This window comes from Serratia sp. BNK-23, assembly GCF_047456145.1.
In the GTDB taxonomy this organism is placed as follows: Bacteria; Pseudomonadota; Gammaproteobacteria; order Enterobacterales; family Enterobacteriaceae; genus Serratia; species Serratia nematodiphila.
Genome location: NZ_CP179900.1, coordinates 2,451,575 through 2,465,873 on the forward strand (window position 1 = coordinate 2,451,575; position 14,299 = coordinate 2,465,873).

15 protein-coding genes and 1 pseudogene are annotated in these 14,299 nt (G+C 56.0%); 8 read left to right on the plus strand and 8 right to left on the minus strand.

From position 1 onward, the window contains the following. Positions 1-35 precede the first annotated feature (35 nt). Positions 36-1,319 carry an enterobactin transporter EntS gene (gene entS, locus ACMGF9_RS11520; RefSeq protein WP_075686259.1) on the plus strand — a complete coding sequence of 428 codons (1,284 nt, stop codon included), beginning with the start codon at positions 36-38 and terminating at the stop codon, positions 1,317-1,319. A gap of 4 nt (positions 1,320-1,323) precedes the next feature. On the opposite strand, the pseudogene ACMGF9_RS11525 reads toward entS, so the two are convergent. Continuing rightward, positions 1,324-1,527, minus strand: a pseudogene (locus ACMGF9_RS11525) (winged helix-turn-helix transcriptional regulator); the annotation flags it as partial. A gap of 158 nt (positions 1,528-1,685) precedes the next feature. On the opposite strand from ACMGF9_RS11525, the gene ACMGF9_RS11530 reads away from it, so the two are divergent. From ACMGF9_RS11530 to ACMGF9_RS11545, 4 genes are all read left to right on the plus strand, one after another. Continuing rightward, a complete protein-coding gene (locus ACMGF9_RS11530) occupies positions 1,686-2,477 on the plus strand; it encodes a Fic family protein (protein ID WP_015377903.1) in 792 nt (263 codons plus the stop codon). Positions 2,478-2,708: 231 nt separating this feature from the next. Further along, complete coding sequence (locus ACMGF9_RS11535) at positions 2,709-4,463, plus strand: ABC transporter ATP-binding protein (RefSeq protein ID WP_015377901.1); 1,755 nt, start codon at positions 2,709-2,711, stop codon at positions 4,461-4,463. Between the two features lie 47 nt (positions 4,464-4,510). Continuing rightward, positions 4,511-4,840, plus strand: coding sequence for an NAD(P)H-dependent oxidoreductase (locus tag ACMGF9_RS11540; RefSeq protein ID WP_414160637.1), 330 nt, complete (start codon positions 4,511-4,513; stop codon positions 4,838-4,840). A 91-nt stretch (positions 4,841-4,931) separates the two neighbouring features. After that, entirely contained in the window at positions 4,932-5,582 is a 651-nt protein-coding gene (locus tag ACMGF9_RS11545) for a LysE family translocator (protein WP_031299646.1), read from the plus strand. A gap of 15 nt (positions 5,583-5,597) precedes the next feature. Here ACMGF9_RS11545 and ACMGF9_RS11550 read toward each other — a convergent pair whose 3' ends face one another. After that, on the minus strand, positions 5,598-6,374 hold the full coding sequence (locus ACMGF9_RS11550; RefSeq protein ID WP_021503708.1) for an NAD(P)H-dependent oxidoreductase: 777 nt from the start codon (positions 6,372-6,374) through the stop codon (positions 5,598-5,600). Between the two features lie 84 nt (positions 6,375-6,458). Here ACMGF9_RS11550 and ACMGF9_RS11555 point away from each other — a divergent pair, with 84 nt between their 5' ends. Beyond that, complete coding sequence (locus tag ACMGF9_RS11555) at positions 6,459-7,352, plus strand: LysR family transcriptional regulator (protein ID WP_166445121.1); 894 nt, start codon at positions 6,459-6,461, stop codon at positions 7,350-7,352. Positions 7,353-7,371: 19 nt separating this feature from the next. On the opposite strand, the gene ACMGF9_RS11560 is transcribed toward ACMGF9_RS11555, so the two are convergent. From ACMGF9_RS11560 to ACMGF9_RS11570, 3 genes are all read right to left on the minus strand, one after another. Then, positions 7,372-7,533: a hypothetical protein gene (locus ACMGF9_RS11560; protein ID WP_015377897.1), complete on the minus strand. Its 162-nt coding sequence runs from the start codon at positions 7,531-7,533 to the stop codon at positions 7,372-7,374. A 140-nt stretch (positions 7,534-7,673) separates the two neighbouring features. Continuing rightward, the gene (locus ACMGF9_RS11565; protein WP_015377896.1) at positions 7,674-9,740 is read right to left on the minus strand and encodes a TonB-dependent copper receptor; all 2,067 of its coding nucleotides are present in this window, start codon (positions 9,738-9,740) and stop codon (positions 7,674-7,676) included. 225 nt (positions 9,741-9,965) lie between these two features. Beyond that, a complete protein-coding gene (locus ACMGF9_RS11570; RefSeq protein WP_166445120.1) occupies positions 9,966-10,367 on the minus strand; it encodes a DUF2946 domain-containing protein in 402 nt (133 codons plus the stop codon). A gap of 229 nt (positions 10,368-10,596) precedes the next feature. Here ACMGF9_RS11570 and ACMGF9_RS11575 point away from each other — a divergent pair, with 229 nt between their 5' ends. Further along, the gene (locus ACMGF9_RS11575; protein WP_015377894.1) at positions 10,597-11,205 is read left to right on the plus strand and encodes a class I SAM-dependent DNA methyltransferase; all 609 of its coding nucleotides are present in this window, start codon (positions 10,597-10,599) and stop codon (positions 11,203-11,205) included. Between the two features lie 40 nt (positions 11,206-11,245). Here ACMGF9_RS11575 and ACMGF9_RS11580 read toward each other — a convergent pair whose 3' ends face one another. Further along, on the minus strand, positions 11,246-12,547 hold the full coding sequence (locus ACMGF9_RS11580) for a PQQ-dependent sugar dehydrogenase (RefSeq protein ID WP_015377893.1): 1,302 nt from the start codon (positions 12,545-12,547) through the stop codon (positions 11,246-11,248). Between the two features lie 10 nt (positions 12,548-12,557). Next, complete coding sequence (locus ACMGF9_RS11585) at positions 12,558-12,983, minus strand: DUF2231 domain-containing protein (protein WP_015377892.1); 426 nt, start codon at positions 12,981-12,983, stop codon at positions 12,558-12,560. 168 nt (positions 12,984-13,151) lie between these two features. On the opposite strand from ACMGF9_RS11585, the gene ACMGF9_RS11590 reads away from it, so the two are divergent. After that, positions 13,152-13,610: a YbaK/EbsC family protein gene (locus tag ACMGF9_RS11590; protein ID WP_021503703.1), complete on the plus strand. Its 459-nt coding sequence runs from the start codon at positions 13,152-13,154 to the stop codon at positions 13,608-13,610. Between the two features lie 85 nt (positions 13,611-13,695). On the opposite strand, the gene ACMGF9_RS11595 is transcribed toward ACMGF9_RS11590, so the two are convergent. Continuing rightward, positions 13,696-14,073 (minus strand): VOC family protein, encoded by a 378-nt coding sequence (locus ACMGF9_RS11595; protein ID WP_015377890.1) that lies wholly within the window; start codon positions 14,071-14,073, stop codon positions 13,696-13,698. Positions 14,074-14,299: the final 226 nt, after the last annotated feature.

Genomic DNA, 14,299 nt, shown 5'->3' on the forward strand with positions numbered 1-14,299 from the left:
CACGGCCCGTACTAAAACATGATATGCAGGACACTATGGCCAGACCTTCTTTTTTTCTTGATTTCAGTTTGCTGAGAAGCAATGCGCATTTTCGCGCGATTTTCTGCGCCCGCATGCTGTCGGTGTTTTCCCTCGGCATGCTGGCGGTGGGGGTGCCGATTCAGATCCAGGCGATGACCGGCTCCACGTTGCAGGTGGGCGTGGCGGTAGCGCTGGACGGGGTGGGCATGTTTATCGGCCTGATGCTGGGCGGGGTACTCGCCGATCGCTACGATCGCCGCAAGCTGATCCTGTTCGCGCGCGGCACCTGCGGGTTGGGTTTTGTCGCACTGAGTCTGAACGCCTTCGCCCCGGCGCCGTCGCTGTGGGCGCTCTACCTGCTGGCGGCCTGGGACGGCTTCTTCGGCGCGCTGGGCATGACGGCGCTGATGGCGGTGATCCCGCTGCTGGTGGGGCGTGAAAACCTGGCGGCGGCGGGGGCCTTGAGCATGGTGACGGTGCGCATCGGCGCGATCCTGGCGCCGGCGCTGGGCGGGATTATCATCGTGTTCGGCGGCGTCGGTCTCGCTTTCGCCGTCGCGGCGGCCGGGACGCTGGGCACCCTTGTGCCGCTGGTGCGCTTGCCGACGCTGCTGCCGCAGCAGCAGGAGCCGGAACATCCGCTGCGCGCGCTCGCCAGCGGCTTCCAGTTTGTCTGGCACAATAAGGTGGTCGGCTCGGTGGTGTTGCTGGGGATGTTGATGAGCATCGTCGGCGCCGTCAGGGTGCTGTTCCCGGCGCTGGCGCAGGACGCTTACCACGTCGGCGCGTCCTCTATTGGTCTGATGTACTCCGCAGTGCCGCTCGGTGCGATGTTGGGCGCGCTGACCAGCGGCTGGGTGGGGCGTTTCTCTCGCCCTGGCGTGCTGATTCTGGCCGCCGCGATCGTCGCGTTCACCGCCATCGCATCGCTGGGGCTGTTCAGCCATCTGGCGCCGGCGCTGTTGGCGCTGGTGTGCTACGGCTATGCCAATGCCATCGCCTCACTTCTGCAGTTCATGCTGATCCAGAGCAACACGCCGGACCATCTGCTGGGGCGGGTGAACAGCCTCGGCACCGCACAGGACGTGACCGGCGATTCGATCGGCGCGCTGGGGCTCGGCGTTCTGGGCAAGATGTTTACCCCGTTGATGAGCGTGCTGTCGTTCGGTGCGTTCGCCGCCTTGTTGGGCGTGCTGGTGGCCTGCAGCGTGCGCACGCTGCGCCAGTGCCGGCCGGCGGACGCGTTGGTCGAGCACGATGAACCCGCGCCGGCAACCTCAGCGGCGGCGGACAATTAACCCCTTATGGCACCGGCGGTTCCGGCCGGTGCTGTTCCCCCCAGTGGCACATCATGTCGATCACCGGGATCAGCGAACGCCCGCGCTCGGACAGGCTGTACTCCACCTTGGGCGGGATCTGCGGATACTCCTTTCTCACCACTAGCCGATCTTTTTCCAGTTCTTTAAGCGTCGAACTGAGCGTCTTGTACGAAATGGTGCCGATGCAGCACGCAGATTTTTTCCCGCTGAGCAGAGCGTTCGTACTGAAGTTGGCGCTAATGAGCCAGAAGGATGGGGGAAATAAAACATTAACAAACATGAAGCATTTATGAAAAAAAAAGAAATTATGCTGGGTGTTTTAGGGAAGATAGAGAGAAAGGAAGCATGGGAAACTACGTTCTAAATGGTAATGTCATCAAATTACAACCGTTCGCATATCCTGATGTAAGCCATCTTCACAAGGATAGTCTTGTATTACTGGGTAAGACTCAGCAATTGATAAAGAGGACAAATATTGGATATGAACAAATGGTCAATAATGCTATTGAGGCAATAAAAACAGACAGGGTAAAATTATTGCAACATCGCCTTAGTAATCATGTAGATCCAAAAATATTCCCCAGTGAAAACGCGACCAGTCGTAAAGAGTTTTCTTTCTATCAGCATGCAGAACCTGTTTTTATAGATAAACTGCTCAGTGATGAATCGTTCATTGGGTTTATCAGTGATGCCGGGCGAAAAATAAAAGATGAGTCTAACATTATTCGGCAGGGGAATATAAGAACCGTCCCTGATGAAGAGGGTGGGTACACCGAGTTTATTGATATGTCAATGCTTAGTGTGTCATTGTATTCCTTACGTGCGTATGCACTGAAAAATGATGATACGCACTGTTTGTTTGTGTCTATTGTTTTTTCCGTTATGTTTGTACACGCTCATCCGCTTTTAGACGGAAACGGTCGTGCATCCAGGCTTTTTTTTAACATGATGCTGAATAATATATCATCTGATTACATCCCTCTCACCGAGCTGTGTTATGCAGCACGTAGTGGGTATGTTCTCAGTTTACGCGAGGCATTTTTGTTCTCAGAGTGGGATAACATCATCCGATTTTACTGTAACTGTATTCATCTGCTCTATGGTTCATCATTAAGTGATCTAAATAGCATGCAGTGAAAAATGCATGCTATTTAGCTAATTTATCGACAAAGGAGCATTTATGTTAACTGAAAAAGATCTGCTTTTGATCAAGACAACAACGATGACGGATACGCAAGTCGGTAAGGGTGACGGTTGGACTACCTCTAAGAGTTAAGTGAGGTGGTCTGTTAGGTAATACTTTATCTGACCGTTGATTGCAAAGTATGGTGGGGCCCCGCCATACTATAAAAAATAAAAGGTTCCAATATGGAAAAACTTTTGTTTTTGTTTAGGTACTTCAAAGCTTCATCAAGCCAAACGGTAAAATGGCAGTTTGTCTATGTTGTATTAATATCCGTTATCACCACGCTGATGTTCTCAGTGCAACCCGTAATTATGTCATATCTGGTCAATGCCATCGAAGTAAAAGCGTACAGTTTATCCGTTGCGGTGATTGGTCTTGCCATTAGCTATATTGCACTGATGAGCATAAAAAAGCTATCCTCGGCAGTTAACTTTATTTTGATAACGTCGTTGCGTAACAATGTTGTCATTAGTCTGACAGATAGTTATTTCAAAAGTTTGTTTACTTCAAATAAAATGACGACAAATGAGAATACCGGTGATGTCACACAGCGGTTGAATCAAGCAGTGGACGAACTGACAACGTTGCTGAGAAATATCTCGCATAATTTGTTACCTCCGCTCCTGCAGTTGTTTTTTAGTATTTCAATAATATTGATTTCTGGTGATGTGGTTGTCGCATTACTCTTCGTACTTTACTTTGTTATCTATCTGTGGACGAAGAGGAAATTTAACCCGAAAATTGTTACTTTGTATTCCGATTTTTATTCATCCTCGGTAAAAAAATACAGCATAATTACAGACAGTGTTAAGAATATAGATGCTGTTAGAGTTTGTGACTCTTATGATTTTTTGTTTTCTAGATATAAAAACTTACTCAACTCAATAGAAGAGAAACATGAGGCCTTGCTTAAGGCTGACTTCCGGTTCCTGCTGATTGAGTCTATTTTAAGCATTCTATTTTTTGGTGCCACTTTCTTACTCTCCTTTTATCGCGTCATGAGTCAAGATATCACGCTCGGTCACTTTGTTATGATATCTTCCTACATTATGCTATTGGCTTCCCCCCTTGAGAATATCGGCTCCATGTATACCGCAATGCAAAAATCCACGGTATCACTGTATAAGTTTATTACTGATATGGGCACCCCTCCCCGAAATGATCATCCGGTGATGAACAATGTCCAAGGTGAAAGTGTCTCTGTGACGCTCTCAAAGGTCCTGTTTTCGTATGAAAAAAATGGAACGAATGCAATCCATAACATGGACTTAACGTTATCATCCCCAGGTTTCTATACCTTGACCGGTCCAAGCGGGGCTGGGAAAAGCACCCTGGCTAAACTGATTGCTGGGGAGCTCATGCCTGACTCAGGCGAGATATATGTTAATCAAATGCCAACAAATGGCATGTCTGACAAAGCACGAGCTAAGTTAATGTTCCATGTATCGCAAAATGACTATATTTTCATGGATACTCTTCGCTTTAATTTACAAATTTCGTGCCCACATGCATCGGATGAAAAACTACTCAAGGCGTTGCAGTTAGCTCAATTTAATGATATTCCGTATAACGATCCTGCCGAATTGTTAGATTTGCCGATAGGAGATAATGGTATGACCTTGTCAGGGGGGCAGCGACAACGCCTGTCATTGGCCAGGTTGTTTCTCAGGCAGCCACAGATCATTATTCTCGACGAAGTCACCTCGTCACTGGATATTGTAAATGAAAGAGAAGTGCTGAAAAACATAAAATCAGCCTATCCTTTCGCTATCGTCATCAATATCAGTCACCGGCGTTCAACATTTGATTACTCAGATGAGATCATAGTATTGGATCAGGATGGCATTGTTGACCGAGGTAATTTGCCCTCGCTTGCCTGCAAAAATACGTATATTCAATCCATCCTGAAAAAGGGCGACTTGGACATTGCGGGTTAACATTGGTGTTATTGTTTCGGTAACACGCCCATTTTAGGGAGGAATGGCTGGACGACGTGCTCACCTACGGCTGGGCCTACGGCTGGGCCTACGGTTCCCGCAGCGGCTATAAGATGCAGAACAAGAAACTGGCGCTGGCGGTCACGGCGGGCGTGCGCGCAGAAGATTACGCGCGTGAAGGGCGTTATCGCTACTCGCTGGAGGAAATCTTCCGGCCGTTTGAAGTCACCGCCGGTTACGTGCGGGCCGACTATGCTTCGTTCTTTGCCTTTTACGGCAAGGAAGCCGCTTCGGACGGGGCGGCAGAGCAGGTTCAGCAGCACGAGCTGGACAGCAGCGCGCAGGGCTATCGGGCATTTCTCGCCGCCCTGAATTAACGATACGCCCCGGATGCGCCTGATAGTGCTGTTGCGAATGTCCGGGGAGGAATATGATTACCGTCTCCTATGATTAGCCGGTGATAACCCCATGCCTTCGGCCGAAACGTTTATTGCTTTTCTTGTTGCACTCACCCTCCTGGAACTGTCTCCCGGACCGGACATGATGCTCACGCTGGCCCGGGGTATCGGCCAAGGCCGCCGTATCGCGCTGCTCAATGTTTTCGGCATGGTTTTTGTCGCCGGCATGGTGCAGGTTTCCATGCTGGTGCTCGGTCTCGCCACCTTGCTGCATACTTATCCGCTGGCGTTGGACGTATTGCGTTGGGTTGGGGCCGCCTATCTGGTCTGGCTGGGGATAAAAATGCTGAAGGTAAGCCGGCAGCGTTCCGATGCCGTGCTGAAACCCCGGATGATGACCGGGTGGCAGGCGGTGAAAGAAGGGGCGATTAACAGCCTGACCAACCCTAAGTCGCTGCTGTTCATGTTTGCTTTTCTCCCGCAGTTTGTTAACCCTGAAACCGGGCCGGTTTGGTTGCAATTGCTCGTTTTAGGTTCCATTCAGAAGCTGGCCGGGATCCTTTCGCTGGGCTCTGTCGCTATGGCCTCCGGCACCGTGGGGCAATGGCTCGCCCGCAGTCCCCGTTTGTTGGTCTGGCAGCAGCGATTTACGGGCGTGGTCATGATGGGATTGGGCGCCAAACTCCTCCTCGGGGGCGGCGCTGTGTCAGCGCCGCGATAAGGGGAGCGGCTCGCGCTATTTCAGGTGAATGCTAAAGCCGTCTTGCCCCGGCGCCAGATGGGCTTTCAGCGTCAACTGCGGGATCAGGTAGTCACCGGCGTTTTGCCGCCGAAACGGAATCGGCTCGGTGCGCCACAGGTTATCGAGCCGCTGTCCGAGCTGCTCGCACAGTTCGGCAAAGCGCGTCTCGTCGGTCTTACCGGCGCGGTAGGTGACGAAAGGCGGCAGCACCTCGAAGCCTGGGTAATGCAGCATGCCGTGCTGGATAGGGAACAGAATATCGTCGATCGGCCCGTTGATGCCGCGCGGGGCGTAATGGGATCCCCACCCGCCGGCGCTGACGATCAGCATCGCCCGTTTGCCCGCCAACATACCCTCGCCGTAACGGTCGCCCCAATGGGTATCGGAATGTTCACCGACGCCGTAGGCAAAACCATAGGCATAGACGCGATCGACCCAGCCTTTCAGGATCGCCGGCATCGAGAACCACCACAGCGGGAACTGCAGCAGCACCGCGTCCGCCCAACGCAGCTTTTGCTGCTCCCGTTCAATATCGGCGCTTTGCACGCCGTTGGCGAATGCGCGCCGGGAATCCAGCGAAGGATCGAAACGGGGCCCTGATGCGCCTTCCAGGCTGTCGTCGGCGTCGATCGCCGCTTTCCACTTCATGGCGTACAGGTCTGACACCTGGACCTGATGGCCGGCCTGCGTCAGGCGCTCAACGGCGAAGTTTTTCAGTGAACCGGTCAGCGACAGTGGCTCTGGGTGGGCGTAAACAATCAATACATTCATAACAACACTCCTTGGGGTGAGAGCTGCAGGTTAGGGCGTCACAAGGTATATTAGAAATGAATTACTGTTACCCCAGGTATAACCATGAATAATTTAAGGCGGCTGGATCTCAATCTGCTGGTAACGCTCGACGCGCTGCTGGCGGAGAACAACGTCACGCGCGCGGCGCAGCGGCTCAATTTCTCTCAGCCGGCGGTCAGCGTGCATCTCGCCAAACTGCGGGCGATCTTTGACGATCCGCTGCTGCTGCCCGGCCCGCGCGGCATGCGTCCGACCGCCAGAGCGGAACAGCTGCGGGAACCGCTGAGTCAGGCGCTGGCGGTGCTTGAGTTGGCGGTGACGCCGGCCACGCCGTTCGATCCCGCCGTGGCGACTGATACCTGGCGAGTGGCTGCCTTCGACTATGGCGAATCCACCATCGTGCTGCCCGCGCTGAACGGTTTGCGCTCGGCGGCGCCCGGCACCCGGCTGGCGGTGCTGGAAACCGCGCCGGCACGCATCGCCAAACTGGCGGAACAGGGAGAGATCGATCTGGCGTTTCACACCCGCGAAGGGGCGCCGCCCGGTCTGCGTCAGCGTACGCTGTTCAGTGAACGCTATGTGCTGGTGGGCAGAGTCGGTCACCCTAAGCTGCATGAAAACCTGACGCTGGCGCAATTTTGCGAATTGGAGCAGGTGATGGTCTCGCCGGACGGCGGCGGTTTCTACGGCATCACCGACCAGGTGCTGGCGGACGTGGGGCTGACGCGGCGCGTGGTGCTTTCCGTGCCGCATTTTCTATTTGTGATCTCGGTACTGACGCAGTCCGATTTGGTGGCGATGTTGCCGGAGCGGCTGGTGCGCAACCAGCCTCTATTGCAGCAGATCACGCCGCCGCTGGCGGTGCCGGGTTTTGAAATGACCATGCTGTGGCACGAACGATCGCATAGAGATCCCGCTCACCGGTGGCTGCGCGAACATATCGTGCGTTCAGTGTGAGCGGAAACAGCGCGGGAAATTACATGAACAGGAAGCGGTCGGCCAGCGGAACACCACGCTCAAGGCGCGGTGGCAACGCGTCGTCACGATCGTCAGGCTGGGCAGCCTGTGGTGCGGTGTCTTCGGCTTTTTCGATCATCAGCTCGCCGAGCAGGGCCAGAAAACGAGTGATCTTTTGCATATTCCCTCCGGGCAATGATTAACCTGAGGATGATAGTAATCGCCGCCTAACCGGATGGGAAAAACTTAAAACTCATATCCTAAGAACCGGATCGCATATCGCGTGACCGGGCGACGGTTGCCCATCGCCCGGTGAACGGCTTAGAAGGTGACGTTAACCTTGGCCCACAGGGTGCGGCCCGGTTCATTCACCGCGCTGTTGGCCGAATACCCGAAGGCGCTGTTGCCCGCCAGGTTGAGGTGCTCGCTGTAGGTCTTGTTCAGGATGTTATCCAGACCGGCGCTCAGCTTGACGTTCTTATTCAGCTTGTAGGCGGCGTTGGCGGACAGCACGCCGAAGCCGGCGCTATCGGCAAAGTCTTTGCCCACCACGTTGCCTTCGTTGATCGCCACGCGGTGCTGGCTGCTGACCAGACGCCACAGGCCGGTGCCGCTCCAGTCGCCGTACTCGTAGGTCAGGCCCAGGCGCGCTTCCAGCGGCGGGATCTGCGGCAGCGGGCGGCCGTCGCTGGTGTTTTTACCCCAGGAGTAGGCCAGGCTGGCGTCGGTTTTCCAGTGTTCGCTCAGCTGGTAGCCCATGCCCATTTCACCGCCCATAATGTTGGCGTTGACGTTATCGGCCTGGCTGAGGCGCGCGTTGTGCGGATCGTATTTGAACAGGATGAAATCATCGACGCGGCCCAGGTAAGCGGAGACCCAACCGTTGAAGCGCTTGCCGTTATACTGCGCGCCGATATCAAGCTGCGTGGTTTTCTCGCTCTTGACGCTGGAGAACGGATCCTTGCTGCCGTTCGGGCCGAGCTTCGGCGAGAACAGCTCCCAGTAATCCGGGAAACGCTCGGTATAACCGACGCCGGCATACAGCATCAGCGGCAGCTCGGCCAGCGTGTGCTCAAGGCGCATAAAGCCGCTCGGCAGGGTGTCGGAACGCTCCGCATCGCCTCCGTTGCGGAAGTTCTCCACCAGGGTGCGATCGAGACGCGCGCCGCCGATCAGCTTATCCTGCTCGCTGGTGGACCAGGTCAGTTCGCTGAAGGCGCCGTAGCTGTTGAACTGGGCGTCTTTTTCCCAACTGCCGCGGCTCATGCTGCGGTGGGTGTTGGTTTGGGTGTCCAGGCCGCTTTCCAGCTTCACGTCCTGCCACTGCCAGGTGCCCATCACGCGGCCGCCGACGGTGCGGCGATCGAGCTGCATCGTCATGCCGGAGGACATCATATGCCCGCCATGGCCGCCCATGCTCATGCCGCCATGGCCGCCGTGCCCACCCATGCCGCCGCTGCCCGGCGAGCGCAGGGTGACGTTGTCCATCACGTGGTTGGCGTAGTTGTAGTAGACCTGCGCTTCCAGCTTATCCAGCACCTCGCCGATGTTGGATTTTTCCACCCGCATGCCCAGGCTTTCGCGCTTGAACTGCGAACCGTCCATGCTGCGGCCGGCATAGCGCGCTTCGCCGTTGCCGCGGCCCATGGTCACTTCCAACAGCGTATCGTTGTCCGGCGTCCAGCCGAGCGCCAGATCGCCGTTCCATTTGTCCCAGCGCGACGGCACGCGCGTATGGGTGCCGTCCTGATAATCGTTGGCGCGGGATTTGTTGGCCATCACCCGCAAGTAACCTTGCTCGGCGCCGAGGCTGGCGTCGATATTCTCGTCCCAGCGGCCGTTGGAGCCGGTCAGCACGCTGGCGCTGCCCTTGATGCCCGGCTTGTCGAAGCGCGGGCGTTCACGTTCGAAACGCACGGTGCCCGCCGACGATCCCGGCCCCCACAGCACCGTCTGCGGCCCTTTGGTGATGGTCAGCAGATCGAAACTTTCCGGCGAGATGTAAGAGGTGGGCGCATCCATTCTCGATGGGCAGGCGCCCAGCATTTCCGAACCGTCGGTGAGGATCTTCAACCGCGAACCGAACATGCCGCGGAACACCGGATCGCCGTTGGTGCCGCCGTTGCGGATCTGAGAAAAGCCGGGAATGGTTTTCAGATAGTCCGATCCGTCACTGGCGGGCACCGGCTGGCGCGGAGTTTTCGGTGACGTCACGATGGTTAGCGGAGAGTAGAGTGGTGCGGTGACGGTGATCACGTCGCCATCATTAACCTGTGTGTCGGTAGGGTGCTGATGCGCCTGCGCCGCGTGGCCGGCCAGCAGGAACAGCGGCATGGCGGTGGTAATGGCGCGGGTGGCGGCGTTCTTTTTATAAACGGGTTTAAACATCATCTTTCCTTAAGCTAACTTTTTCCGTTCTTGGCCGAGGGATTATTCAGGCGTGGGGAGGCCTGGCGAAAATCACCATCGGTAAATACGGGGGGTTAATTCCCTGAACGTGGAAATAACCGGGCTAATAATGTCGTCTCGATGATTAACCATTGGGCGAATTAATTCCGCCGGGTTGAAGCGATCAACGGCAATACAGAGAACGGCAATGGGCTTATTGTTAAATCAGAGGAAAGAGACGGGCGGCGCGCGCGGCTGTAATTCGGTGTGAACGACGTGGGCAAACAGGGGAACGAGATAGTGGATCGGCGGCGGGCGTGAAGCCAGCGGCAGGGACCAGAACAGCGGGGCGTGGCTCACGTCCAGCAGCGGCGCATGCAACAACAGCACGCAGTAGCCGCAGGCGCTGTCGTCCATCATCATCGCCATGTTGTGGTGGCCGCCGCCGTGCTGCATCAGCGGCTGCGCGGCTTTTTCAGGTTCAGGCGACGGCGAGTGCATCTCGTGATGTATCGGCATATCCATGCCGCAATCCGCCATGACGGCCGTTCCAGCACTTCCGGCGCGTACATGCTCCAGGGATCGCGAGATCACCGGCGCAATGAACAACATCAGAATGGCAAACATCCCTAACCAGGCGGCGGCCCGATTTCGCGATGCATGGGGCTGAATTAACGACACAATCGACCTAAAAAAGGGTTAACACAGGGTAGGGAATTGTACTGGTTTATGTCGAAATGTTAAAACCTTTTATTTCTGGTCAACGGCCTGTTGATGAATATATTATCGGATAAGCGCGTTAATTTTGGCCAAAGGCTATTTTTACTGCGCCAATAACATAACGGGGAAAATATTAATGACGGAAGAACTGGCGAGCACGATTATTCCGCTTTATGACGAACATGCCGCCGCCTGGGAACGCCTCAGACCCACCACGCTGTTTGAGCGGCCGTGGCTCGACCGCTTTTTACAGCTTACCCCGGCCAATGCACGGCTGCTCGATCTCGGCTGCGGCAATGGCGCGCCGATCGCCGCCTATTTTATTGAACAAGGGTATCGAGTCACCGGCATCGACGGTGCGCAGGCGATGATCGCACGCTGCCGGCAGCGTTTTCCACAGCAGGAGTGGCGGCAGATGGATATGCGCCAGCTGAATCTGGCGACAAGATTCGACGGCCTGCTGGCCTGGGACAGCTTCTTCCATTTGGCGCGCGACGATCAGCGCCGCATGTTTCTACTGTTCAGACGGCACGCCAAGCCGAATGCCGCACTGATGTTCACCAGCGGCCCTGCAGACGGCGTGGCGATCGGCAATTTCGAAGGCCAGCCGCTGTTTCACTCCAGCCTGGCGCCGGAGGAGTATACGCGCTTGCTGCAAGAGAACGGCTTCCGCGTGGTCGATCATGTGGTGGAAGATCCCGCCTGCGGGGGAAGAACGGTCTGGTTGGCGCAAAGCATTGAGTGACTATGTCACGTGCAGGTTCTTCGGAACCTGCACGTTAACGTTATTTAGCGCTGACGCGCCAAACGGTGTTGCCCACATCATCCGCAATCAGCAGGGCGCCAGCCTTATCGACCGCTAATCCAACCGGTGCGCCATAGAGTTCCTTCTCGTCGTCGGAGACAAAGCCAGTGACCACCGCTTTGAGTTTACCGACCGGCTTGCCTTGTTCAAACGCCACGTAGCTGACCCGGTAGCCGTTCAGCGGCGAGCGATCCCAGCTGCCGTGCTCGCTGACAAAGGCGCCGCCGCGATAGTCGGCCGGCAGAGCGCTCGCGGTGTAGAACAGCAGCCCCAGCGGCGCGACGTGCGAGCTGAGGGCGTAGTCCGGCTTGATGGCTTTCGCCACCAGATCCGGCCGCGCCGGCTGCACCCGACGATCGACGTGCTGGCCGAAATAGCTGTAAGGCCAGCCGTAGAAGCCGCCGTCCTGCACCGAGGTCAGGTAGTCCGGCACCAGATCGGCGCCGATCTCGTCACGCTCGTTGACAATCGCCCACAGCTTGCCGCTGTGCGGTTCCCACTGCAGCCCGGTCGGATTGCGCAGGCCGCTGGCGAAGATGCGGCTGGCGCCGGAGGCGGTGTCCACTTCCAACACGGCGGCGCGCCGGTACTCTACGGCCAGGCCATTTTCGGTGATGTTGCTGTTGGATCCAACGCCGACATACAGCTTTTTACCGTCCGGGCTGGCCAGCAGGGCCTTGGTCCAATGATGGTTGATGGTGTCCGGCAGATCGGCCAGCTCTTTACCCGGATCGCTGATGTGCGTTTCGCCCGGCTGATAAGCGTACTGCATGATATTGCCGGTGTTGGCCACATACAGGGTGTTGCCAATCAGCTGAACGCCGAACGGAGAATCGAGCCCCTCGAGGAAGACATGCTTTTCCCAACTGCCGTCGGCGGTTGGGCGCAGCAGGGTGATGCGGTTACCGCCTTTTCCCCCTTTACCTGACTTGCCCTTAACCAGCCCGGCGATCAGCTGCTTGGGGGTGCTGACCGCTTCGGTGCCCGGCCCGTTGGCCTCCACCACCAAAACATCGCCGTTGGGCAGGGTAAGCAACTGACGCGGGTGCAGCAAACCGTCTGCCACCTTGTCAATTTTTAAGCCTTCGGCGACTTTCGGCATCTGGTTTTGCTGCCAGCCCACGCCCTTTGGCACCTGCATCGGCGGCATCAGGAAGTCTTGCGCCGCCGGCAACGCCGGATCAGGCCCCATTTGTTGTTCCGGCGAAATGACGGCGCTGTTATCGCAGCCGGCCAGCGCCAACACGGCCGAAAGCGCAATCGCGATGGATGATAGCTTCATGAAAACCTCCTTATTTTGCGCGGGCGCTCACGGCCAGCAGAATGTTGGCGAAGCTCAGCAGCGCGACCACGATCGCAGACAGCACCAGGCCTTGCGGCACCACGGCATACGCATCCCGGCTATGCACGAAAGCGTTGATAATGGCGAGAACGATGGCCAACAGATTCAGCCAGAAATGGAGCTTGACCGATGAGCCCTGTAGCCGGCCGCTGCCGAACCACACCTGCACCAGGTTAATCAGCCGGGGAATAATGGCAAAAATCAGGCCGATGGCGATCAGCCAACTGGCACCATTGACCCATTGAATATTCGCCGCGCAGGCATAGATGATGTCGAAGATGAGCGCCGCGGTAAAAAATCCGTAGGGTATCGGATTGAGCCATTCATAGACGGCCACCGCGGCCGCTGAAGGCCTTGCTGTCGTTTGCGTGGTCATACGGTTATCTCCATGAAAAATGATAGATAAAAAAGGCGTTGGCCCCTTAAAGCTTTGTTCAGATTCATCGATTTGAACAATTTTGATTCTCATTTTTAGCATGCGATGTTAAAACCGAAACCATCACTTCGGCATTATCAATGGCTTAGCAATATCAGGAGGCAGGGCATGAGCATAGAACGCGTTCAGCGTTTTCTGGCCGAGCACGCACCGGAGACGACGGTGACGGTGCTGGCAAAGAACACCGCAACGGTGGCGCTGGCGGCGGAAGCCTTTGGCGTGGAGGGCGGGCAGATCGCCAAGACGCTTTCGTTTCGTGTAAACGACGGCGTGGTGCTGCTGGTGATGGCGGGAACCGCCAGAATCGACAACAAGAAGTACAAGCAATTCTTTGGCGTAAAGGCACGCATGCTGCCGACGGAGGAGGTGGAGGCGCTGACCGGCTATCCGCCCGGCGGCGTTTGCCCCTTTGCCGCACCGGCAACGGTGAGAGTTTACTGCGATCGCAGCCTATGCAGCTACAGTGAAGTGCTTCCGGCAGGCGGCAGCGATAACTCAGGCGTGAGAATTGCGCCGCAGCGGCTGGCCAGCATCACCGGAGCAGAATGGATTGACGTGACGGGGTAACTTTAAGTGACGATGTCACAATTGCGTTATGTTAAATCCAATGCATTACCTCGTGATTAATATGCTGTTTTAACTGGAAAAATCACTAGTCCATCGAATTGTGGCAAACTGCCTCGATATTATGGCCATCCGGGGCGATCACAAATGCCGCATAGTAGTGGGCATGGTAATTGGGCCGTAAACCGGGCGCGCCATTGTCTTTGCCGCCGGCTTTTAGCGCGGCGTGGTAGAACGCATCGACCTGCTCACGGCTGCTTGCGACAAATGCCAGGTGTAGGTGCGCCGGCTTTTCGTCGGTTTGAAACAGGCACAATGACACATTACCCCGATCGGGACAAAGTTCGACGCCATAGCCGGGCTCGCCTTCAGCAACGATTTTTACGCCCAGCGGCGCCAGCGCATTGAGGAAAAACGCTTTGCTTAGGGCAAAGTCGCTGACGCCAAATTTCACATGATCAAACATGGAGAGGCTCCTGGAGCGAGGAAGAATGTTTCCATTCAGTATAGCCAACGCCGTGGTGGGCGCCGAAAGCAATGAAACGCGCGCCAATGCGCATTTGGCGTGCAAATACTGCCCGCTTAAATGACGCGTTTGGGAGAAATCTGCAGTATCGTAGCCGCCACGTTTTATCAGATTTCACGTAGCGCGATCAAAAAAGCAGGGGGTTTTTGGCCAATACCGGCAGGTA

Excerpts from the sequence above, each read along its gene's own strand:
- ACMGF9_RS11580 (WP_015377893.1), bottom strand. The coding sequence starts at position 12,547 with ATGAAGCTATCATCCATCGCGATTGCGCTTTCGGCCGTGTTGGCGCTG.
- ACMGF9_RS11585 (WP_015377892.1), bottom strand. The coding sequence starts at position 12,983 with ATGACCACGCAAACGACAGCAAGGCCTTCAGCGGCCGCGGTGGCCGTC.
- ACMGF9_RS11560 (WP_015377897.1), bottom strand. The coding sequence starts at position 7,533 with ATGCAAAAGATCACTCGTTTTCTGGCCCTGCTCGGCGAGCTGATGATC.
- ACMGF9_RS11530 (WP_015377903.1), top strand. The coding sequence starts at position 1,686 with ATGGGAAACTACGTTCTAAATGGTAATGTCATCAAATTACAACCGTTC.
- ACMGF9_RS11595 (WP_015377890.1), bottom strand. The coding sequence starts at position 14,073 with ATGTTTGATCATGTGAAATTTGGCGTCAGCGACTTTGCCCTAAGCAAA.
- ACMGF9_RS11590 (WP_021503703.1), top strand. The coding sequence starts at position 13,152 with ATGAGCATAGAACGCGTTCAGCGTTTTCTGGCCGAGCACGCACCGGAG.
- ACMGF9_RS11565 (WP_015377896.1), bottom strand. The coding sequence starts at position 9,740 with ATGTTTAAACCCGTTTATAAAAAGAACGCCGCCACCCGCGCCATTACC.
- ACMGF9_RS11550 (WP_021503708.1), bottom strand. The coding sequence starts at position 6,374 with ATGAATGTATTGATTGTTTACGCCCACCCAGAGCCACTGTCGCTGACC.
- ACMGF9_RS11545 (WP_031299646.1), top strand. The coding sequence starts at position 4,932 with ATGCCTTCGGCCGAAACGTTTATTGCTTTTCTTGTTGCACTCACCCTC.
- ACMGF9_RS11570 (WP_166445120.1), bottom strand. The coding sequence starts at position 10,367 with ATGTTTGCCATTCTGATGTTGTTCATTGCGCCGGTGATCTCGCGATCC.
- ACMGF9_RS11535 (WP_015377901.1), top strand. The coding sequence starts at position 2,709 with ATGGAAAAACTTTTGTTTTTGTTTAGGTACTTCAAAGCTTCATCAAGC.
- ACMGF9_RS11555 (WP_166445121.1), top strand. The coding sequence starts at position 6,459 with ATGAATAATTTAAGGCGGCTGGATCTCAATCTGCTGGTAACGCTCGAC.
- ACMGF9_RS11575 (WP_015377894.1), top strand. The coding sequence starts at position 10,597 with ATGACGGAAGAACTGGCGAGCACGATTATTCCGCTTTATGACGAACAT.
- entS (WP_075686259.1), top strand. The coding sequence starts at position 36 with ATGGCCAGACCTTCTTTTTTTCTTGATTTCAGTTTGCTGAGAAGCAAT.